The sequence below is a fragment of the Nonomuraea insulae genome (assembly GCF_042656245.1).
In genome coordinates, this window is the sequence record NZ_JBHSPA010000070.1 from 55833 (window position 1) to 74439 (window position 18607).

19 protein-coding genes are annotated in these 18607 nt (G+C 67.7%); 8 read left to right on the plus strand and 11 right to left on the minus strand.

Annotated features, from left to right (window positions below):
• The 3 genes from ACFPZ3_RS49035 to ACFPZ3_RS49045 all read right to left on the minus strand — a co-directional run.
• Nucleotides 1-2361, minus strand: a 2361-nt coding sequence (locus ACFPZ3_RS49035; RefSeq protein WP_379521303.1) for a TIGR02680 family protein, incomplete at its 3' end; no start/stop codon positions are given.
• Nucleotides 2358-3623: a TIGR02678 family protein gene (locus ACFPZ3_RS49040; RefSeq protein WP_379521304.1), complete on the minus strand. Its 1266-nt coding sequence runs from the start codon at nucleotides 3621-3623 to the stop codon at nucleotides 2358-2360. The genes ACFPZ3_RS49035 and ACFPZ3_RS49040, both read right to left, overlap by 4 nt.
• Nucleotides 3620-5326, minus strand: coding sequence for a TIGR02677 family protein (locus ACFPZ3_RS49045; RefSeq protein WP_379521305.1), 1707 nt, complete (start codon nucleotides 5324-5326; stop codon nucleotides 3620-3622). The genes ACFPZ3_RS49040 and ACFPZ3_RS49045 overlap by 4 nt, the downstream gene beginning before the upstream one ends.
• 126 nt (nucleotides 5327-5452) lie before the next feature.
• Here ACFPZ3_RS49045 and ACFPZ3_RS49050 point away from each other — a divergent pair, with 126 nt between their 5' ends.
• On the plus strand, nucleotides 5453-5872 hold the full coding sequence (locus ACFPZ3_RS49050) for an SRPBCC family protein (protein WP_379521306.1): 420 nt from the start codon (nucleotides 5453-5455) through the stop codon (nucleotides 5870-5872).
• A gap of 104 nt (nucleotides 5873-5976) precedes the next feature.
• On the opposite strand, the gene ACFPZ3_RS49055 is transcribed toward ACFPZ3_RS49050, so the two are convergent.
• Complete coding sequence (locus tag ACFPZ3_RS49055; protein WP_379521307.1) at nucleotides 5977-6363, minus strand: hypothetical protein; 387 nt, start codon at nucleotides 6361-6363, stop codon at nucleotides 5977-5979.
• A gap of 225 nt (nucleotides 6364-6588) precedes the next feature.
• On the opposite strand from ACFPZ3_RS49055, the gene ACFPZ3_RS49060 reads away from it, so the two are divergent.
• On the plus strand, nucleotides 6589-6861 hold the full coding sequence (locus ACFPZ3_RS49060) for a hypothetical protein (protein WP_379521308.1): 273 nt from the start codon (nucleotides 6589-6591) through the stop codon (nucleotides 6859-6861).
• Nucleotides 6862-6927: 66 nt separating this feature from the next.
• Here the strand turns inward: ACFPZ3_RS49060 and ACFPZ3_RS49065 are convergent, their stop codons facing one another.
• From ACFPZ3_RS49065 to ACFPZ3_RS49075, 3 genes are all read right to left on the minus strand, one after another.
• Nucleotides 6928-7224 (minus strand): hypothetical protein, encoded by a 297-nt coding sequence (locus tag ACFPZ3_RS49065; protein WP_379521309.1) that lies wholly within the window; start codon nucleotides 7222-7224, stop codon nucleotides 6928-6930.
• A 341-nt stretch (nucleotides 7225-7565) separates the two neighbouring features.
• The gene (locus tag ACFPZ3_RS49070) at nucleotides 7566-7991 is read right to left on the minus strand and encodes a hypothetical protein (protein WP_379521310.1); all 426 of its coding nucleotides are present in this window, start codon (nucleotides 7989-7991) and stop codon (nucleotides 7566-7568) included.
• A gap of 411 nt (nucleotides 7992-8402) precedes the next feature.
• A complete protein-coding gene (locus ACFPZ3_RS49075) occupies nucleotides 8403-8576 on the minus strand; it encodes a hypothetical protein (protein ID WP_379521311.1) in 174 nt (57 codons plus the stop codon).
• 425 nt (nucleotides 8577-9001) lie between these two features.
• On the opposite strand from ACFPZ3_RS49075, the gene ACFPZ3_RS49080 reads away from it, so the two are divergent.
• From ACFPZ3_RS49080 to ACFPZ3_RS49090, 3 genes are read left to right on the plus strand one after another with little or no spacing between them, the layout of a single operon-like run.
• The gene (locus tag ACFPZ3_RS49080) at nucleotides 9002-9982 is read left to right on the plus strand and encodes a LacI family DNA-binding transcriptional regulator (RefSeq protein WP_379521312.1); all 981 of its coding nucleotides are present in this window, start codon (nucleotides 9002-9004) and stop codon (nucleotides 9980-9982) included.
• Nucleotides 9979-11094: a mandelate racemase/muconate lactonizing enzyme family protein gene (locus ACFPZ3_RS49085; protein ID WP_379521313.1), complete on the plus strand. Its 1116-nt coding sequence runs from the start codon at nucleotides 9979-9981 to the stop codon at nucleotides 11092-11094. Before ACFPZ3_RS49080 ends, ACFPZ3_RS49085 begins: the two co-directional genes overlap by 4 nt.
• Nucleotides 11095-11123: 29 nt before the next feature.
• Nucleotides 11124-12365 (plus strand): MFS transporter, encoded by a 1242-nt coding sequence (locus ACFPZ3_RS49090; RefSeq protein ID WP_379521314.1) that lies wholly within the window; start codon nucleotides 11124-11126, stop codon nucleotides 12363-12365.
• Nucleotides 12366-12493: 128 nt separating this feature from the next.
• On the opposite strand, the gene ACFPZ3_RS49095 is transcribed toward ACFPZ3_RS49090, so the two are convergent.
• The 3 genes from ACFPZ3_RS49095 to ACFPZ3_RS49105 all read right to left on the minus strand — a co-directional run bounded on the left by ACFPZ3_RS49095 (nucleotide 12494) and on the right by ACFPZ3_RS49105 (nucleotide 15035).
• Nucleotides 12494-12910 carry a hypothetical protein gene (locus tag ACFPZ3_RS49095; protein WP_379521315.1) on the minus strand — a complete coding sequence of 139 codons (417 nt, stop codon included), beginning with the start codon at nucleotides 12908-12910 and terminating at the stop codon, nucleotides 12494-12496.
• A 53-nt stretch (nucleotides 12911-12963) separates the two neighbouring features.
• The gene (locus ACFPZ3_RS49100; protein ID WP_379521316.1) at nucleotides 12964-13878 is read right to left on the minus strand and encodes a phytanoyl-CoA dioxygenase family protein; all 915 of its coding nucleotides are present in this window, start codon (nucleotides 13876-13878) and stop codon (nucleotides 12964-12966) included.
• A gap of 644 nt (nucleotides 13879-14522) precedes the next feature.
• On the minus strand, nucleotides 14523-15035 hold the full coding sequence (locus ACFPZ3_RS49105) for a hypothetical protein (RefSeq protein ID WP_379521317.1): 513 nt from the start codon (nucleotides 15033-15035) through the stop codon (nucleotides 14523-14525).
• Between the two features lie 506 nt (nucleotides 15036-15541).
• On the opposite strand from ACFPZ3_RS49105, the gene ACFPZ3_RS49110 reads away from it, so the two are divergent.
• From ACFPZ3_RS49110 to ACFPZ3_RS49120, 3 genes are read left to right on the plus strand one after another with little or no spacing between them, the layout of a single operon-like run.
• Nucleotides 15542-15880, plus strand: coding sequence for a hypothetical protein (locus ACFPZ3_RS49110; RefSeq protein ID WP_379521318.1), 339 nt, complete (start codon nucleotides 15542-15544; stop codon nucleotides 15878-15880).
• Between the two features lie 2 nt (nucleotides 15881-15882).
• Nucleotides 15883-16674 (plus strand): DUF6461 domain-containing protein, encoded by a 792-nt coding sequence (locus ACFPZ3_RS49115; RefSeq protein ID WP_379521319.1) that lies wholly within the window; start codon nucleotides 15883-15885, stop codon nucleotides 16672-16674.
• Nucleotides 16675-16716: 42 nt separating this feature from the next.
• Nucleotides 16717-17145, plus strand: a complete 429-nt coding sequence (locus ACFPZ3_RS49120; protein WP_379521320.1) for a hypothetical protein — start codon at nucleotides 16717-16719, stop codon at nucleotides 17143-17145.
• 190 nt (nucleotides 17146-17335) lie between these two features.
• On the opposite strand, the gene ACFPZ3_RS49125 is transcribed toward ACFPZ3_RS49120, so the two are convergent.
• Complete coding sequence (locus tag ACFPZ3_RS49125) at nucleotides 17336-18082, minus strand: class I SAM-dependent methyltransferase (RefSeq protein WP_379521321.1); 747 nt, start codon at nucleotides 18080-18082, stop codon at nucleotides 17336-17338.
• Nucleotides 18083-18607 lie beyond the last annotated feature (525 nt).

Here is an 18607-nt window from a genome sequence, read left to right on the forward strand (position 1 = left end):
GTCGCCGTCCACCACGGCGATCAGGTGGTCGCACTCGGCGATCTGACCGGCCAGCTCGCCGAGCCGGTCGTCGAGTTCGGCGATGCGGCGCCGCCTGGCGCGTTCGCGGGCGGTGGCGCCGATGTAGGAGGGCTCCGGCTTGACCCAGCGGCCCGCCGCGGGCCCCAGCCGCCAGGTGCCGTCGGCGCCGATGACGGCCGGGTGGTCGACGCCGATCGCGGTGGGCGCGAACGCGATCCCCGACAACACGGCGTCGGCCGGCACCGGCGAGTCGGCCTCGGTGAACAGCACGTGGGCCAGGCTGTAGCCGGGCGCGGCCTTGGCCAGCGCGGCCACGGCGAAGGCGTCGTGCTCGCCCGGGTCGAACCCGCCGTCGGGCCGCAACCACAGGTCCAGCAGCCCCGACGCTTCGAGCGCGGCCTCCACCCCGGCCTGGGCGACGGGGTCGAGCCCGGACCTGAACGCCACGGCCCGCCACAGCGGCGTGCCCGGCCGTCCCAGCCTGGCGGCGGCGGCGCGGGTGTGCGGGGCGGGCGGTTCGAGCACGGCCTGGTCGGTGAGCCGCTCGCGCTCCTGGGCCAGCTCGGTCCGCTCGGCGGCCAGGCCCTTACGCTGTCCCACCAGGTGCTGTTCGCGGGTGGTCAGCTCGACGGCCGCCATCGTACGGGCGGTCCCGACCAGCTCGTCGGCCCGCTCGAAGTCGTCGGCCAGGTCAGCGAGGACGCCGGGGTCGAGCTGGAGCTGCGCGCATCCGCCGGCCCAGTCGGCCAGGGCTGTGGCCAGGTCGCGGGCCCGTTCGTCCCGTCGGCGTTCGGCCCGGTCGTTGGCCTCCTGCGCGGTGGCGAGGTCGTCGCGGGCCTGGTCGCGGTCGTGCTCGGCGGCGGTGCGGCGCTTGATCGCCTCGTCGTGCTGAACGGCGCCCGCCCTGACCTGCCTGATCTGGGTGGTGCGACTGGTGACGGCGGCCCGCAACAACTCCCGCGCCCGCCGCACAGCCCCATCACTGTCCGCCGTCACCCCCGCCAGCGAACCGCTACCTTCTGCCCCGAGAAGATCGTCGTCCTCGGCCGGATGGCGCGAAGGGCCGTCCGCCCGTTCCGCCTCTTCATGCACGGTGAGCAGCCCGGCGCGTTCGGCCGCGTGACGGGCCTCGGTCCGCGCCCGGTCCGCGAGCGCCCCCGCCGTACGAGCCCCAACGGCGGCCTGGGCGGACAGTTCCTGCTTGCCGGACACCGCACGAGCCGCCACCCCCGCCTGGTCCCGCAGCCGAGCCGCCACCTCATGCGCCGCCTGGGCCTCGGTCCTGAGCCGGTGCAGATCACCGCCCGCCTTGTACGCCTCACTCTCCTTGAGCCCGTCGATCTGCGCGGCCAGGGCCAGCTCCTGCGCCTCCTCCTCCCCCAGCCGCAACGTCGCCGCGTCCAGCTCCCGCTCGGCCTCCTTGAGCCCTTCGCGCTTGGCCTTGACCTCAGCGGCCACGGACTCCAGGGAGTATCCTGCCGAGGTCACGGCCGCGGCGGCGGCTCGCAGTACGCGCTGGGCGTACCCACGCTGCCGGGTCGCGAGCCGCTCGGCCTCCTCCACGTCGCGGTCGAGCAGCCGCAACTCCTCCCGCTGCCGGTCCAGCCGCTCGAATCCTTCGGCGATCTCGTGGATCTCCCCCTCCCCCAGCGGCGGCAGCGCGCTGGACAGCAGCTCCGACAGCAGCCCCGGATCGAGCCGCTCGGACAGCTTGGGGGTGCGCAGCTGGCGCAGCGCGGTGAGGAGCGAGTCGTAGCGCTGCTCGTTGAGCGCCCGGTAGAGCGTCTGCCGCACGGCGGTGCGGTATGACTCGGCTGTCTCGTGGACCTTCCCCGACCCGCCGATCTCCTCGATGAGCTGCGACTTGGTCAGAGGCTGCCCGGCGTCCCCGCTGAGACTGATCCCGTCGGCGGTGTCGACGCGGGCGTCGGTCGTGAAGTAGGTGGCGGTGACGTTCTTGGTGTGGATGGTGGCCTGCAGCCGCGCCCCGCAGGTGAACCAGCGGCCGTCGGCGTGCCGGAACTCCAGCCAGACGTACCCGACCCGGGTGGTTCCGGAGGCGCCGTCGCCCATGAGGTTCCAGTGCATGGTGCGCTCGGTGCCGCCGAACGTGGACAGCCTGCTCGGCTTGAGACTGGCATCCAGCACGTACGGCAGCAGCAGCTCCAGCACCTTGGACTTGCCGCTGCCGTTCGGCCCGCGCAGCAGCAGCCGCCCCCGGTGGAACTCGAACACCTCGTCGTAGTACCGCCACACGTTGAGGATCCCGGCGCGCACGGGAGTCCAGCGAGGGTCCACTCCGTGCGCGGGGCGCTGCGGGGCGAGCTCGATGACTGTCATGAATCCTCCTGTACGGCCACACCGCGATCCACCCGATACCTGGCCGCGGCGGGCAGGGCGGTGACCCGGTCTCCCGAACGGCGGGCCAGCCCGAACAACGTGAGCACCTCCAGCGCGTCGGCGGCCAGCCGCGGCCCGCCCCCATCGGACTGGTACGCCTTCGCCCACTGCGGGAACCGCCGCAACAACCCGGCCGCCTCGGTGTCGAGCCGCGCGACGGTGACGGGCCCCGAGGTGACGAGCAGGTCGAGCATGAGCAGGGCGGCGACCTTGGCGTGGCTCCCGTCGTCGGGGAACTTGGTGTCGGTCGCGACGGCGTCACCGTCGATCAGCAGGAACCCCTCGGCCCGCTCCTCCAGCACGAACCCGGCCTCTTCTGCCGCCCGGCGCAGGATCTGGCGGCCGGTGAGGGAGGCGGCGTACGCGGACTGGGCGGGGGTGAGCTCGTCACGGTAGACGACGGGGTCGTCGAGGAGGCGGCGGATGAGGGAGTGGCGGGCCTGCAGGTTGCGCTGGGTCTCGGTCGGCTCGTCGCCGCCGTACCGCGCCTCGACGGTGAGCGCCCGCAACACCCCCGAGCTCCCCCGCATGTCGCCCTCAGGATCTCCAATGCCTTCCGCGTCTCCTTCAGGATCTTCGGCGCTCTGTACGTCGGCGGCGACCCTGGAGGGTGGCACCGGCGCGGCCAGCAGCCGGATCACCCGAGTCGTGTCCACCCGGTAGAGCACCTTGGCATCCTCGTCATCCAGATAGGAATCGGTCGCCCCATCCATCGCCGTCACCGCCCCGTAGTGCTCCAGCAGCTTGACCGCGTCCACGAAGGCCGCCCGCTCATCACTCCGTACCGGATCGAACGCGGGCACGTCCGCCTCCACCGCCGCCGCCTGAACCACCCGCTGAGCCAGCATCCCGATCGTGGTGACCGGCGAGGTGAGCAGCTCGGCCGCGCACAGGCACAGCAACGTGTAGCGACGCCGATCGAACGGCGCCCTGGTGGTACGGCGACGGCGCGCGGGCCGGGAAGCGCCAGGCTCGGACCCGACCTTGACCAGCCGGGCATACCCCTGACGCGGCTCCACGACCAGCCGCCAGCCACAGAAGTAGTCGAACCACTGAATCAACGGCTGCCGCCGCTTCCTGATCAGATCGAAAGCGGCGGGATCATCGTGCAGCGACACGAGGGGCCGGCCGAGCAGAGTCCTGATCGCGCGGGCGATCTCCTCCTTCTCGGCCCTGACGAGCTGATTGGCCAGACTGCTCATGCGCCGGCCGCCCGCCCATCACCGTCACGACCATCGCCCCCTGAACGCTCCGCGGCACCGTGCCCTTCACTGACCGAACGCAGATCCGTCCCAAGGACCTCGCCCAGCGAACGCACGTCGATCAGATAGTCAGGCCCCCGGAACCACCCCTCCGGCGTACGCAACACAGCCACCGCCCCGTCATCCGGCGCCCGCAACACGATCTCCACCCTCCCGTCCGAGGTGACAGCCCGCCGGAACCCGGTCGAATCGGGACGCTCGGCCAAAGCCCGCCCGAGCAGGTCGAGCAGTCGTCCGAACGTGTCGTGATCGAGCTCCCCAAGCTGCGACAACCGCATCGCCCCGGTCGTGGCCAGCGCCGCCCAGGCGGCCTCCAGTTCGGCCCGCTCCTTCTCAGCGCGAGCCCGCCGCTCGGCCCGCAGTGCCGCCACGTCGCGCACCTTGCCGGTGCGCCCCATCCGCTCCGTACGCCCGCGCGAGCGCAGCAGCGCCGACACTTCCACCGGCTCGGCCTCGGCCCACGGCACCCCGGCCGGGATCAGCTCGGCATCGGTGTGCCCGAGGTGCGCGTGCCTGGCGGAACCGAGCCCGAAGGCCGCCTCCCACAGCCGGTGCGCGTCATCCTCGGCGGGCGCGGTGGCGAACCAGCGGGCCAGCGTACGGAAGTCGGCAGCGGCGCTGGAGGACCGGCGGCGCGAGTCGGTGATCCGGTCGAGCACCTGCAACAACGACACGATGGCCCGCCGCGCCACATCATGCAACTGTCGCACCCGCGGCTGCGCACCCCCACCAGCACCAGCACCAGCACCGCGACCGACACCGGTACTGGCACTGGCACTGGCATCCAGAGCGGCACCGGATACGTCACCGAACCCCTCATCCGGCGCGAACCACGAACACAACCCCTCCCACCGAGCGGCCCGGACCGCCAGCCACGGGGTGGCGTGATCGACCCCGGGCACCTTCGGCAGATCGCCCCCGTCCAGCGCCCGGGCGTGCAACACGCTGACCCCATGCCGTGCCACCGCCCGCAGAGCAGCCGCGATGGTGTCACCCCGCTGCTCCAGATTGGTCACGAACTCCTGCAGGTAAGCCACCGTGGCGGCCTTGACCTCGTGGAACGTCGCCAGATCCGTCCCCTCGACCCGCAACAACCGCTGCAGCTCCCCGTTGAACTGCTTGGTGTTGTTACGCAGCCCGTCGAGATGCCCCTCCAACTCCTGCAAACTGCTGAAGATGCGCCGATTACGCCCCGGATCGGGGTCGCGCAACAACCCCTCCAGCTCCCCCAGCCGGTCGGCGATCGCATCCAGCACGGCCGTTTGCAACGCTCCAGCCGACGCGAGCATCGCCATGGCATGCTGCACCCCGGCGAACGCCGCCTCACCCCGCTTGGTCAGCGAATACTGCAGGTTCTTACGTTCGTACTCCTCCGCCGTCGCGAAGCTCCCCGCGTGATTGAAGATCACGTCGAGCAGCCCCCACCCGGCCAGCTGCTTCAGCGTGCCGGCCAGCTCCTGCTCGCCCACCGGCGCGTACCACCCCACCGTACGCAGCCGCTCGCGCACCTCCTCGACCGTCAGCGCCGTCTCCAGCCGCTCGTTGGCCTCGCCGAAGGCGTAGAGCACCGCGGTGTGCAGGTCTGCCCGCTCGGTGGTGGTGAACCGGAACATCTCCGGCGGCACCCGTGGCGGCTCCGCCATCGCCCCGCTCCCCTCGCCGCACGATTACCACCCATGCAACCGTAGCGGCAGACACCGACAACACGACCGCTGTTTGCGAGCAGATCACAGGGGTACTGCGCTGGCATTGGAACCCGGGGGGGCGGTATGGCGGAGTTCGAGGCGACGCGGGGCATGCCGGCGGAGAGCATGGTGGTTTTCGGCGTCGCGTCCGACCTGGAAATCATGGACCGCTGGCTGCCACAGGGCCTGTCGGTCCACGACACGGGCCCCGGCACACTCGAGGCCGACGGCTCACTGGTGCCGGGAACCGGCAAACACGAGGGCCTCTTCCGCGCCACAGAAGACCAACTCCGGGTGGAGTGGGGCGGCCGCGACCATCCTGACTATTCGGGCTGGCTACAGGTATCCGACTCCGCCGGCGGAACAAGCGAGGTGACCGTCCACATCAGCCTCCTGGACGAGAAGGAGTCGGGAGCACGCGCCGACGAGGTACGCGAACTGCTGGATCGGTCACTGGACCGCCTGGCGGACGAGGTCCAACGCCGAGTATCGGACGCAGGCTAGCCAGGAGGGCCCCATCGCAGCCTTACGGGGCGCGGGTCACCGAGGTGATATCCGAGACGTCTCCGTGGTCCGTCCGGAGGCGTGTTCCTTGCCCAAGGTTGTGCCTAAACCTCTTCCCCGTCGTTGTGCCAGGTGACGCCGGGCCAGTGCTCTCCCGTGAGGAGGAAGTGGCTCACGATCGGTACGACCTGGTGTGCTTCGACTGTGTCGCGGTCGTCGTACTCGTCGGCTTGGCCGTTTCCCAGGGTGTAGACATCGGACGGCGCCGGTGGAGCGGCGGGATCCACGGCGTGGTAGCCGGGGTCGCCCGATTCCGCCACGCGCAGAACCATGGCGCGTGTCCGGCCGAGCACGATGCCCAAGATGGGTCCGCCCGGGTGCTCAAGCCAGATCTCACCTTGGGCACGGCTGACGGCGGCCTCGACGGTCCTGAGTATGGTGTCGCCGCCGGGGTTTCGCACAGTGTCGTTTCCCGCGTGCATGACCCACATCCCACTCCCCTTCACCAACAGAGCATTATCGTTCAGGAGCGCTTCTCCATACGAACGCGTCACTCGGAACGGGTTGAACGTGGTGCCGGGGCTGGTGCGCTGAGCGCGACGATTTCGGGAAGCCGGATCGCTCGTGGCGAGGCCTTGTCGTGATCGCTTGCCCATGTTTATGTGTTCGGAGTGAGTCGTGATTCCGATACAGGCAGACGTCTCGAACCTGTTCCGGTGAAGGTGAACCCGGCGAGTGGGAGGATGAACCACATCCCACTGCTCCTTGTCCTGGGCGCGGCCCCCCTTCTGCTTGCCAACTGGTTCATCGTTGTCATGATCCTTGGCCGCGACTGCGCCTTTTTGGATGAGGGCGGCAACATAACGGAATGTGCGGGCGGGTTTTCAGAGGAAGAGATGACCGCCATATCGGGAGTGATCGCGCTGGTGCTACTTGTCATCCAGATGATTCTGATCGTCCTGGTACGTCGGCGCACTCGCGGATCGTAGCGAGACCGCACGGTCGGCGACTGGAACGCCTGAAGACGGCGAGCGTTCGGTAGCGCACTGTGGCGATCACTCTGGGGCTTGAATGCCCTCGCCGGTGGCGTTCATCTTGGCCTGCCTACGGAATTCGCTGAGCCAGCCGGCAATCTGATCGTCGTCATGGAGGTACTCGCCTTCGGCGTCGGTACGCAGGTCGATGCCATAGAGGCGTTCCAGCGCCCACCACACAAGGTCATCGTCCACCTCGCCGACTTCGGCACACACCCATTGCGCCGCCCGCCGATCGACTTCGTCCCGGGTCGTGGCGCCGTAGAGAAGACCCACGAATCGCGCTTCGATCTCGGCGCGGGCTGGTCGGGCCGTCATGGGCTCACGGTCTCATACCTGCGCGCCCGGGATCGAGCGTGCGCGACTCCTCCGGCTGGTCTGATCCTCCTCCACCGAGGAACCCGGAAGTCGGCCCCGATGGTTTGCCAACCCTCTTCGGAGCCTTCCAAGCGGGTCGGAGCGACGCCTCGCAACGAGTGGAAGAAATCCTTGAGGAAGGTTACGGTCACGAAGCGTGATCGTAGCCGCACGCTGCATGCCGTCGTCCGGACCGCTGAGCACCGCTGTGGCATGTCAGGTCTCAGCAGCCGAGAACGCATCGGCCTTGGACGCGTATCCGATCGCATAGCGCCACCAGAGCCTGGCGGTCCCGCCGTGCGCTAATAGCAGCGCCAATCCCCGTCCCAGTCATGCGAGTCGTATACCTCGACGATCACTCGGTGACCCCCAGCCGGCCCTTCGTCTGCGAAGTGCAGAGTGATCATCGCTCTCGTCTCGGCTCCAGCGATGAACGCGTCGTCATAGTGGCGGTGGATCTCCTGCGGGGTCAGTGCCGTCCGCAGTGTGAGCCGGACGCGGTAATCGCAGTAAGATCCGCTCCCCATGGCCAAGTTCTTCCCAAAGGTCACATCGCGATCCCCCGGGAAGGCGTCTTGGGTGTTCGGCGGGAGCGGGTAGTCGAGAACGCGTTCGTAGAAGGCTTCAAGCCGGGCGTTGTCCCGCCACTCCGGGATCATGATCAGTAGGAACAGCCCGACCAGCGGGGCAATCACGGCCGCGGCTAAGCAGCCCCACAAGATTCGCACTGAATCCTCCCCGGCTGTCGGACGGTTGGCTTGGACGACTGTCTATCGGATCTCACCCGCCGTGCGGTCTCGACGCCCAAGCTCATCGTCGCGGACAGCGGCCTCGGCGGCCCGCTCATCGGCATGTCCATCGAACGCGTCAAGACGTCACCGCTCCTGTCGGCCCCCTGCTCGAGAACTTCGCGGTCGGCGTAGAGGTCAAGGCAGCGGAAACCGTTAGCGGCGACGACTTCCGAGACGGCGATGGCGGCGGGAGCGCCGCCCTCGTCGAATTGGCTCGCCACGGCTGGATGGCGAGCATCGAACGATGCGATGGCTGTGAACAGCCCGTCGGCTTCCTGACGAGCTGTTCGCTGCGCACCAAACCGTGCTCGGGTGACGATCGGGAAGGCCTGGATGGGAGACCAGCGTCTACGGGTGGTGGCCGAACCAGCCGAGCAGCCCCCACAGAACCGCACCGCCGGCGGCGAGGCCGGTCAGAAGCGCCGCGGGCCACGTGGAGCCGTCGGCCAGCATGAGAGCGGTCGCGATGCTGGTGGAGGCGACTATCGCGAGCGCGATGAGGAGCACGCGTTGCGAGTCCATACGAACCAACTCCTTCCGACAAAGAACCCATCCAGAAGCAGGCTCCATGCGCGCGATGCGCAGGGAGCGCCGTCCTCGGTGGATTCAGTAGGAGAAGGCCCTCTACCTGGCACGATACGGCGATCTCCGCGACGCGCCCGCGTTTTCGGGCAGTTCTGACATGGGCGTGTCCTAGGAAAATGGGCACTCCCGAGGTCGGGCACCGGCGAATTCATGACCAAGCCGACCTGTGAACACGACCTGTGACAGGGAAAGCCCTCTCGCTCGGGAGCAGAGCCGCGAGCCCCGTCCAACACAGCCCAACCCCTGGCGCGGGCTTGTCGGGTTCGGGCGTGAGGCGGTAACCTGCCGTTTTGTTGACAGTTATCGATAACAGCGCGGAGAGTAGTCGGACAGTGGCAGAGGCGAGGGCGACGATTTACACCGTGGCGCGGGCCGCCGGTGTGAGTGCTCAGACCGTGTCCCGGGTGCTCAATGGGACCGGGCAGGTCAGTGAGAAGACGCGGGCCACCGTTCTCGCTGTGATCGAGGCGCAGGGATACCGGCCGAACGCGGTCGGGAGGAGTCTGCGGGCGTCGCGTACGCCGATGGTGGGGGTGTTGGTGGCCGATATCGGCAACCCCTTCTACGCGCGGCTGCATCGCGCCATCGAGCGGCGGCTGGCCGGGAGCGGGTTCTCGCTGATGTTGATGAACTGTGATGACGACGCGCTGGTTGAGCGGCGTCAGCTTGAGCTGTTGCGGTCGTATCGGCCGACGGGGCTCGTTGTCGTGCCGTCCGTCGGCAGTTCTCTGAGTGATGGTGACCTGCAGGCGTTCGGGCATGTCGTCAGTGTCAGCCGGGTGCTCGAAGGGGTTCATGTTCCGGCTGTGGTGACCAATGAGCGGGAGGCCGTCGGGTCCGCGGTGGAGGAGCTGGTCGCGTACGGGCACAGCGAAATCGCCATGATCCTCGGACCTCGGGAGGCGTCCACGACGCGCGCCCGTGAGGAGGGGTTCCTGGCGGCTGTCGCGCGGCACCCCCGGTGTCGTGGGCTCGTGCGCCACACCGATGGGACGCGGGCCGGCGCGGAGGTCGCCGCCGGGGAGGTGCTGGATGCCGAGGTCACCGGGGTGGTGGGGTTCAACGCGCTCGTCACGGAGGGGATCGTCAGTGCCGTGCTCACCTCCGGGCTGCGGTGTCCTGAGGATGTGTCGGTGATCGGGTTCACGGATGCCGGATGGATGACGCTGCATCGGCCGGCCATCTCCGTGATCGATCAGCCGGTGGAGGAGATGGGCGCGCTCGCGGGGCAGTTGCTGCTCGACATGGCCTCGGGGAAGAGCGTGGAGCCCGGGCCGCGGGTGGTGCCGGGGGTTCTGGTCCGGCGCGGGTCCGTCGCCGCGCCGGGAAGGGGCGGGAAATGAAGATCGTTGAGGTTCGTACGCACGTCGTCACGGAGAAGTTGCAGACGCCGTTCGGCATGTCGCAGTGGTACTGGGAGACGCGGAGCAGTTGCCTGGTCGAGGTCGTGACCGATGAGGGCGTCACCGGGTGGGGCGAGTGTTTCGGGCCGGCCGAGGGGAGCCGGGCGCTGATCGAGTCGGTGTTCGGGCCGCTGCTGGTGGGGGCGGATCCGTTCGAGCACGTGTCCCTGTGGGAGTCGATGTACAACCGCAGCCGCGAGTGGGGGCGCGCGGGTGTGCCGATCGCCGCGATCTCGGGTGTCGAGATCGCCCTGTGGGACGTGGTCGGCAAGGCGCTGGGCCAGCCGGTCTACCGGCTGCTCGGCGGGCGGGCGCCCGACGCGTTCGACGCGTACGCCTCCGCCTTCTACTACGGCGGCGACTGGGCGGGCGACCTTGAGGCGGAGGCGCGGGATCTGCTGGCGCGGGGGTATCGGCACGTCAAGATGAAGGTCGGCGCCGACCTGCGTACCGACGTCGAGCGGGTGCATCGGGTACGCGCGGCGCTCGGCCCCGACATCCTTCTGGCCGCCGACGCCAACCGCGGTTACACGACCTCGGAGGCCCTGGTGTTCGCCCGCGAGACCGAGCCCGACGCGCTGTGGTTCTTCGAGGAGCCGGTCATCCCCGAGGACCTGGCCGGGTACCGGGAGCTGAGGGCGTCCACGGCGGTGCCCATCGCGGGCGGTGAGTCGTCGTTCACCCGCTGGGGGTTCGCGGAGCTGATCGAGTCGCGGGCCGTGGACGTGCTGCAGCCCGATGCGACGGCCTGCGGCGGGCTGCGCGAGACGTTGCTGATCGCGGGCATGGCGAGCGTCCACGGCATTCCCACGCTCCCCCACGTCTGGGGGTCGGCGATCACGGTGGCCGCCGGGCTGCACCTGGCCGCCGCGCTGCCGGTCGTGACCCCCTCGCTCAGCCGCGCGGCCCCGGTCATCGAACTCGACCAGGCGCCCAACTCATTCCGCCAGACCCTGTCGGACCTGGGCATCGGGCCGGTGATGTCCGTGCCCCGGGGTCCGGGCCTCGGCATCGAGATCGACCGGTCGGTGATCGAGGCGTACCGAGCCTGACCGACCTCACCTAGTTCAAAGGAAGACCCGTGCCATCGGACTCGCACACCGTCCCAACCCTCTCGCACAAATGGCTGCGCATCAGCGGACTGCTGCTCGTCGGCCTGTTCGTCGCCTACCTCGACCGGTCGAACCTCTCGATCGGGATCAAGAACATAGGCACCGACCTGGGCTTCTCCGGAGAGGAGTTCGCCGCCACGTCGAGTCTCGCGCTGACCGCGTTCCTCGTCGGGTATCTGATCTCGAACTTCCTCGGCGGCTTCCTCACCGCCCGCGTCGACGCCAAGTGGATCCTGCTCGTCACGGTCGCGGGCTACTCGCTGTGCACGTTCCTCATCGGCTTCGCCAATTCGGTCCCCGTCCTCGTCGCGCTGCGGGTCGGCGTCGGGGTGTTCGAGGGGGTGTACTGGCCGCAGCAGTTCAGGATGGCCAAGGCGTGGTTCGACGAGCGTGAGATGACCCGGGCCAGCGCGATGATCCAGTACTACGGCCAGTACCTGGCTCTGGCGCTCGGGTTCTTCCTCCTGACCCCGATCGAGGCGTCGTTCGGGTGGCGGCCGATGTTCTGGGCGCTCGGCGCGATCGGGCTCGTCGTCGTCCTCCCCCTGTACACGCGTTTCCTGCCGACCGCGCCGGGCACCACCACCGCCCGCGCCGCGGACGACCGGGACCCAGCGCGGACGCGGCTCACCTTCGCGGCCTTCGGTGGCTGGCGCTTCGTGCTGCTCGTGTTCAGCTACTTCGCCAACGGCATGCTCTTCTGGGGTATCACGCTGTTCATCCCGCTGATCGTGCCGACCTTCGGGTTCGCTTCGAGCGTCAACGGCCTGCTGGCCGCGGCCCCGTACCTCGTGTCCCTGCTGCTCACGGTGCCGATGATGATCCTCGGCGACCGCACGGGGCGGCGCGGGCCCATCGCGATCTCGGGGCTCGTCGTCGGCGGTGTCCTGCTCGCGTGCGTCGCGCTCACCGGCTCGCCCGTGCTGCAGTTCACGCTGATCTGCCTCGGGCTGGGGTACTTCACCGCCTCGTACACGCCCAACATCTGGGCGATCGCGGTCACCGATCTGCCCGCTCACGTGGTGGGTCCCGCCACGGGGATCATCAACGGCTTCGGGGCCGGTGGGGGCGGCATCGTCGCCGGGGCTCTCGTCGGCGCCCTGCTCGCGGCCACCGGAACGTACACGCTCGGATTGTCCGTTCTGGGGCTGGTGGCGATCCTGGGCGGGATCGCGCTGCTCTTCTACACCAGGATGCGGCCGGCCGCCTGAGCCCAGGTCATCGCAGTTTGTCCGGGGTGCGTACGACGTCGATCCGGTGGACCAGTCCGGTCGCGCGTGTCTGGCGGCCTTGAAGACGACAGTCCGTCACAGCAACTGGAAGCGGACATGGAAGCGCGTCATCGAAGCTGAGCGTGTGAGCGATAGATGGCCAGTGTGAGCAGTAGCTGGCCACTTTGAGAGCGGTAGTTGGCCACTGCGACCACCCAGCTATAGATGGCGGCTGGGGGAGGGGCCAACATGCGGAGTGGCACGGATTCCCAGGTTTTGTTGGCGGGAGTTCCCAGATTTTCTTGGCGGCTACGTACATGATCCTGATGGTCAGGGTGGTCCCACTGGCCGCGGGACTCGGCGGCGGTTTCGATGAATACCTGGTGTGGGGCGCTGAGGGCATCGGCCATGGCGCAGATCCGGTCGATGGAGACGCTGCGGTGAGCGGTTTCGAACTCGGCGTAGTAGGCGGTCGATGCCAGTTCGCTTGGCCAGCTCGGTTTGGGTGAGGCCGCGGCTTCGCGCAGAGCTTTGATCCGTTTCACGAAGCTGCTCGCACCGTCCCCGTTCCACCAAGATCACGGACTGCGGAGAGGGGTCAGCGAGGCTCGCGCCAAGGCGTGAGGTCGAGCCCCGGATAGCGCAGTGCTATCCCGGCCAGCGTCTCTGGTGTCCAGTAAGGGTGTCCAGGCGGGGGGAACCCGAATGTCTGGAGCTGGCGCGGGCTAGCCCGCTCGACGAACTTGCACCAATCCTCCTGTACGGCGGCGTAGGCCCAGCCCCGGCGCTGACCCCAGTGGACACCGGGGGGACGGAAGTTCAAGTGCATGGTGAAACGGGCGCCGCGCGCTGCGGTCATGGCAGTTCCGCGATGGACGGTGCCGATTTCGAAAGCGACGACGGTCCCGGCGGGGCCGGCTGCAGATACCTCAGCTCCGTATAGGCGTGGGCTTCCGGTGCCGTCCTGGAAGCGGCTCTTGCTTTCGAGACCGGGCCGCAAATATCTGTCGGGCACGGCGGGGAGCTCGGCCGTGTGTTTCCGAGAGACAAGATGCGCAGGGCCGAACTCCTCGGGCACGTCCGCCAGGTACACGAACATCTCCAACTGGCGGAAGCCGGGCACCGTGCTGGGCACCAGGAGGGTGTGGCCCAGGTAGTCGCGGTGCAGGTCCTGGTCGTAGTCGCTAGCGCCGGCGTACTTCGCCCAAGCCTCCGCCCCATAGATCTGGAAACCTTCGTCCTCCAGAAGCGTCTCGGCGAGCGCCAGGAGCCGGTGGTTCACAGCCAGCAGGCTGATCTCCGTGCTGGCAAACGGGAAGTAGTCAATCCCAGCGAACTGGTCACCGATGAAACGCTCACGCCGCGGATCGGTTGCGCCATGGAAGCCCTCAGCGGATGGGAAGAGCAGGTCCAGTTCACTCGCCGCGGGCTTCAACTCGTCGGGCGGGATGAAGCCAGGGAGGATCACGAAGCCGTCTTCACGCCACGCCTGAGCCGTTTCTGTGAAGTCCATCAGACCAGGATGATCACGGCGAGAGCCGCGGGCAACCAGTTTTCCGGTAGGTCCAGCTCATCTCCGGCGAGCACCACTTCGCCCCCAGACCCATCGCGACCGCCCAGCCCCCAAAATCCAGCAGGCATAGAAGCTCCGGCGAAACACGATCTGGTCCCTGATGCAGAGCGACCGTCCCCTCCCCTGCTGCACCAGCTTCAAGACCGAGCTCAACACGCTCGCTGCTTCGCTCGCCAGGACAATCGACAACGGCCCTCACTGACCCCCGCCCACACAGCTGCCAACAACAGCTGGGAACCGCCATCTATAACTGGAGGTCGCATGGTGACAAGAAGCCTGCCTTTGTGACAACTAGCCTGCTTTGGCTCAGGACTCAGCGAGAGTCCGCTCCCAGAGTGGCCATCTAGCCCTCAAACTGGCCACCTAGCGCTCACAGCCTCAGAAGCTGGCAGTAGCGGCATGTACGGCAGGAGGTTCGGCTCGGGTGAGTGTGTGAGCGATAGATGGCCAGTGCGAGCAGCAGGTTGCCAATCTGAGAGCGGTAGTTGGCCACCCCCGTGACCCCCATCTATAGATGGCGGTTCCCGTCTGTTGTTGGCGGGAGCCTGGTGCCGAGGACGATCGGGTGAGGCCAGGCTTCGTGTTCACGTCCGGAAGCCGGGGGTTGGCCGAGTCCAGAGGGTGAGGTCGCTGCTGGTAGCGACGGCGAGGGTGAGGCCCGAGGGGGAGAATCCGGCGGCGCGGAAGGTGGAGTAGTTGGAGTGGAAGATGTGCCACCAGCCTTCTCCCGGCGGGTCCTTGTAGATGTCACCGTTCGCAGAAAGCAAGACGCGGTCGTTGGGCCAGTCGGGGCTGACGACGTCGAGGGCCCATCCGTCCGGGGTGGTGCTGTGGAGGCCGCCACCGAAGAGGCCGGCGATGTGCACGCGGGTGCCTGCGATCGGCCCTAGACCGGGGCAGGTGAGGTCTGGGGAGGCGTCGGGTGTGCACGTGTCAGGGTCGGGATCACGGTTTCGGGCGATCTTCTCGCCGGTGATCGCGTCGAAGAGTCCATGGCCGTCGTTGGAGACGACCATGACCAGATCGCGTCGGCTCTCTGGATGGACGGCGAAGCCGATGCCCAGCAGGCCGCCGATGGGTGTTGTGTTGTCCAGCACTGGTTGCCAGGGCGCTGGGGCCTGGAGGATGGGAGCAGCTAGAAGGTGCTGGCGCAACCGTTGCTGGTAGTCCGAGATCAACACATCTCCCTGTCTGGCCGCGATCCGTGATCAGGTACGAATCCGCCAAGTAAACCTGGGGATTTGCGCCAACTGAAGCTGGTCACTCCGGAGAATCGCGAGTTCAACCTCCCTTCAGCCGCCATCTATGGCTGGGGGCGCAACCCCGCATCCCGTCAGGAGGGACGGAGCGCCTCACAGGCCCGTGTTCTTTGCGGAAACAGGTGGCACAGCTGGTCCTGGGTGCTGTGGTTGAGTGGTGACGGTTGGCGACTTACCGGTCCGGTCGGAGACCTGTGGCTTAGAAGAGCTGTTCTCTGCTCATACCGCCTGCGAGCGATCACTGGGGTCGCTGGCGCTGGGGTCGCAGTGGCCCCCGGCGATGGAGCGCGACGTGGCGGACATCGGCGGGAGAGCTGGTCTGCCCTGCTCAAGATCTCGCGGCGGTGCCCGTGCTGGAGTGCGTACCGGTTCGCCGGTTCTCCTGGCGGGCGAGCCAGCGCCACCGGCCGGGGCTGGAGTTCATGGTGTCGACGGTGTCGACGGGCCGCTTGCATGGGTTTGAGTCGCTGGAGGAGCAGCGACTGCTGCTGGCGTTGGACTTCGCCGGCTCCGTGGCCGAGGTGCTGCCGCAGCCGTTCCGGTTGCGGTTCGAAGCCGGCGACGGCTTCCGCGAGCATGTCCCCGACTTCCTGGCGGTGCTGCGAGACGGGTCGGGGTGGCTGTTCGACGTCCGGCCCGCTGCGTTGATCCGGGATCGCATCAAACCTATCGGTAGTTTCTGATCATGTCCGATGCCGACTTCACTCCCCTCCTCGTCACCTATCGGTCCCCCAAGCTCGGCCGCACTCAGATCCGGGACTGGGCGAGAGCGAACGGCTACCCGGTCAGTGAGCGTGGCCCGGAGGCTCCAGAAATCACCGAGGCCTTCTTCGCCGCCCATCCCGAGATCCTCGAGCAGGCACGCACGTTCGAGATGGTCCGCGCCACCGCGAGAACCCCCGGCGCGTCGCCGGAGTATTACGAGTGGCAGGAGGACAGCCCACTCAGGGACATCTACACGATCGTCTTCGTCCGCGGGCATGACGAGCTCGAGGTGCTGCGCCGACTCGGCGCCGCGGACGAGAACATCCGGATGATCGACGATGCGGAGCACACCTATCCGGAAGGATCTTGGATCATCACCGTGGTGCGCATTGGGGAGTGGACCATCGCGATTGAGGACTGCGGCTGGCGCAGCCTGCAACAGGAGGTCTTGGGCGCCTTGTCACGCGACGGCGGCGAGGCCGTGGCGGTGCACCGGCATGACTACGCCCAGCATCAGGTCACCTATGCCGTCGACGGCCGGCTCATCACCGACATCAACCCAAGGTTTCCCATCGACAGGCAAGGCGCGGATCCCGACCGGCTCAATCGTCACCTCCGTGAGCTGGGCATCGATCCGGCCGCCGGCGACCACATCGACAACCCCATCCCGGCGGCTCTGGCACTGGCCAGCCGCATCACCGGCGTCATGGTGAGCCCACAACACCTTCACCGCCCCATCCTGGGCGCAGCCATACCCGGCGCCTCCTTCTGATCTGCCTTGACTACCCTTCACGATCTCGGCACCATGCCCGGCATGAGTGTCGGCCTGATCATCGCGATGCCTCTCCGCCAGTGGGGCCTCATCGACGCCTGCATGGACAATGACGCCAGCGTCGAGACAGTGAACGGCGATCGCCAGCGAGCGGATCTTGCGCGCAGCATCCGCATGGCCAGTTGGGATCAGATCGCACACTGGACACCCGGCATTCCCGGCTCCGGTTCGTGGCCGCTACCGGACGAGATCGTGAAACCCAAACTCACGATCGCCCAATGGCATCTCGCCATCGACGTCCTCGAACGCTGGGCCGCAGCCGCCAATCACACCGGGCGTCACGAAGCCGCTGCCCAAGAACGCGAACTCCGAGAGCTGATTCTCTCCCGGCTTCAAGCACACGGCGTCCGACTCCCCGAAGCCTCCGTCAGCAACCCTGGGCCAGAACAACCACGAACTTCGGAGTCATAGCCTTCCCTCAAGGAGACGCGATCTTCGACCGGGTACTGCCAACTTCGATGACGCGAGTGCCGATATTTCGACACCCATCGAAGTGACAGTGCTCAGGTCGGGAGCAGGCCCCACTGTCATCTTCGCAGCGTCCAGACAGCGCGGATGGCCGGAGGCCGGGGCGTTGAGCGCCGGCCTCCGGATGGCGGGCTCAGCCGGACAGGTGGTTCGCGGACGGGGTGGGGGTCATGCTGTCGAGGAGGGTGCCGATCGGGGCGGTGGCGACGTCCTCGCTCGGACGGGAGAGGAACACGTTGACGTGATATTCACCCTCGCCTTCCTTGCCCGTGGGGTCGAGACCCTGCTCGGCCAGGCTCTGCAGCGCGAAGTCGCGTTCGCTGTCGTCGGCGAATCTCCGCTGCGGGAAGGTGGTGTTCTCCAGTTGTTCCGTGACGAGCCCGTGGCGGGCCAGCATGTCGGCCACGGGCGTGAAGTCCACCGTCCGCAGGCACAGGGCCGCGAACCAGGGGCGGTGGTCGGAGGATGTGCAGTCGAGCAGCCGGCCGATCGACCGGTCGGTGATGTAGCCGATCCCGCCGGTGACCGTGATCAGGTCGGCCTCGCTCAGGGCCGCCGCCAGTTCGGGTGACGGGTCGTCGCGTTCCATGTTCTCGACCGCGCCGGTGTCCAGCAGGCCGACCTGTACGGCGTACTCGACGGCTGACGCGGCGGTGTCCACTCCGATCACCCGGGGAGGGGTGCGCCGCCTGCGGCTCTCGTAGAAGGCTCGGTCCTCGTCGGCCAGCTCTTCGCTCTCCAGAGCGGCCACCCGTTCGGTGCCGTAGTGGTCGTAGAGGCCGTCGAGCGTGAGGTCGCATTTCAGCAGCGCCGCGTTCACGCCGTAGGAACAGCACAGGTCGACGACGGTCGGGGTGTCGACGTCGAGGGCGTCGAGCACCTTGCGGAAAACGCGCTGTCCATGGTGGGGGACGGCGTAATCGAGACTTCCGAGGCGATCGTAATACGCGCGGGGGTCTGGGCGATTGTAGATGTCGTTGAAGTCGGCTTTCATCAGCTTCCGGTCAGTGATCTGATCGTCGGCTCGCACATTCCGCCTTTCTGTCACGGCTTATGCCGAAAAATGGTAGAAAAGACGTGTTTAACGTATCACATCCGAAAAGTCCGGTTCGGGCGACTCATTTCAGCGGCGGCCGGTGCGGCGCATCGCCGCAGGTCAGAGGCCTGGTCTGGCCCGGCCAGGCGGGGCCACCCGGCGGCCGAGGCATCCCTGACCGTGCTCGCCCCGGGAGCGGGAGGGCACTGTGCGGGAAATACGATCGAATCCTTTATTCAGGTGCAATTCGATATCCGGCATTAAGCGCGCGGTTAAGTGCCCGTGTACAAACTGGTCGTCAGGTCGATTGGGAGATGAGGATCGTGCGAGTCGTCGTCCCATGAGGATGATCATCGCCCACAGCACCAT

What these genes read in the sequence shown, in the direction of transcription:
- ACFPZ3_RS49050 (WP_379521306.1), top strand. Translation starts at nt 5,453, where the DNA reads ATGGCGGAGTTCGAGGCGACGCGGGGCATGCCGGCGGAGAGCATGGTG.
- ACFPZ3_RS49085 (WP_379521313.1), top strand. Translation starts at nt 9,979, where the DNA reads ATGAAGATCGTTGAGGTTCGTACGCACGTCGTCACGGAGAAGTTGCAG.
- ACFPZ3_RS49065 (WP_379521309.1), bottom strand. Translation starts at nt 7,224, where the DNA reads ATGACGGCCCGACCAGCCCGCGCCGAGATCGAAGCGCGATTCGTGGGT.
- ACFPZ3_RS49120 (WP_379521320.1), top strand. Translation starts at nt 16,717, where the DNA reads ATGAGTGTCGGCCTGATCATCGCGATGCCTCTCCGCCAGTGGGGCCTC.
- ACFPZ3_RS49045 (WP_379521305.1), bottom strand. Translation starts at nt 5,326, where the DNA reads ATGGCGGAGCCGCCACGGGTGCCGCCGGAGATGTTCCGGTTCACCACC.
- ACFPZ3_RS49115 (WP_379521319.1), top strand. Translation starts at nt 15,883, where the DNA reads ATGTCCGATGCCGACTTCACTCCCCTCCTCGTCACCTATCGGTCCCCC.
- ACFPZ3_RS49055 (WP_379521307.1), bottom strand. Translation starts at nt 6,363, where the DNA reads ATGTGGGTCATGCACGCGGGAAACGACACTGTGCGAAACCCCGGCGGC.
- ACFPZ3_RS49100 (WP_379521316.1), bottom strand. Translation starts at nt 13,878, where the DNA reads ATGGACTTCACAGAAACGGCTCAGGCGTGGCGTGAAGACGGCTTCGTG.
- ACFPZ3_RS49040 (WP_379521304.1), bottom strand. Translation starts at nt 3,623, where the DNA reads ATGAGCAGTCTGGCCAATCAGCTCGTCAGGGCCGAGAAGGAGGAGATC.
- ACFPZ3_RS49075 (WP_379521311.1), bottom strand. Translation starts at nt 8,576, where the DNA reads ATGGACTCGCAACGCGTGCTCCTCATCGCGCTCGCGATAGTCGCCTCC.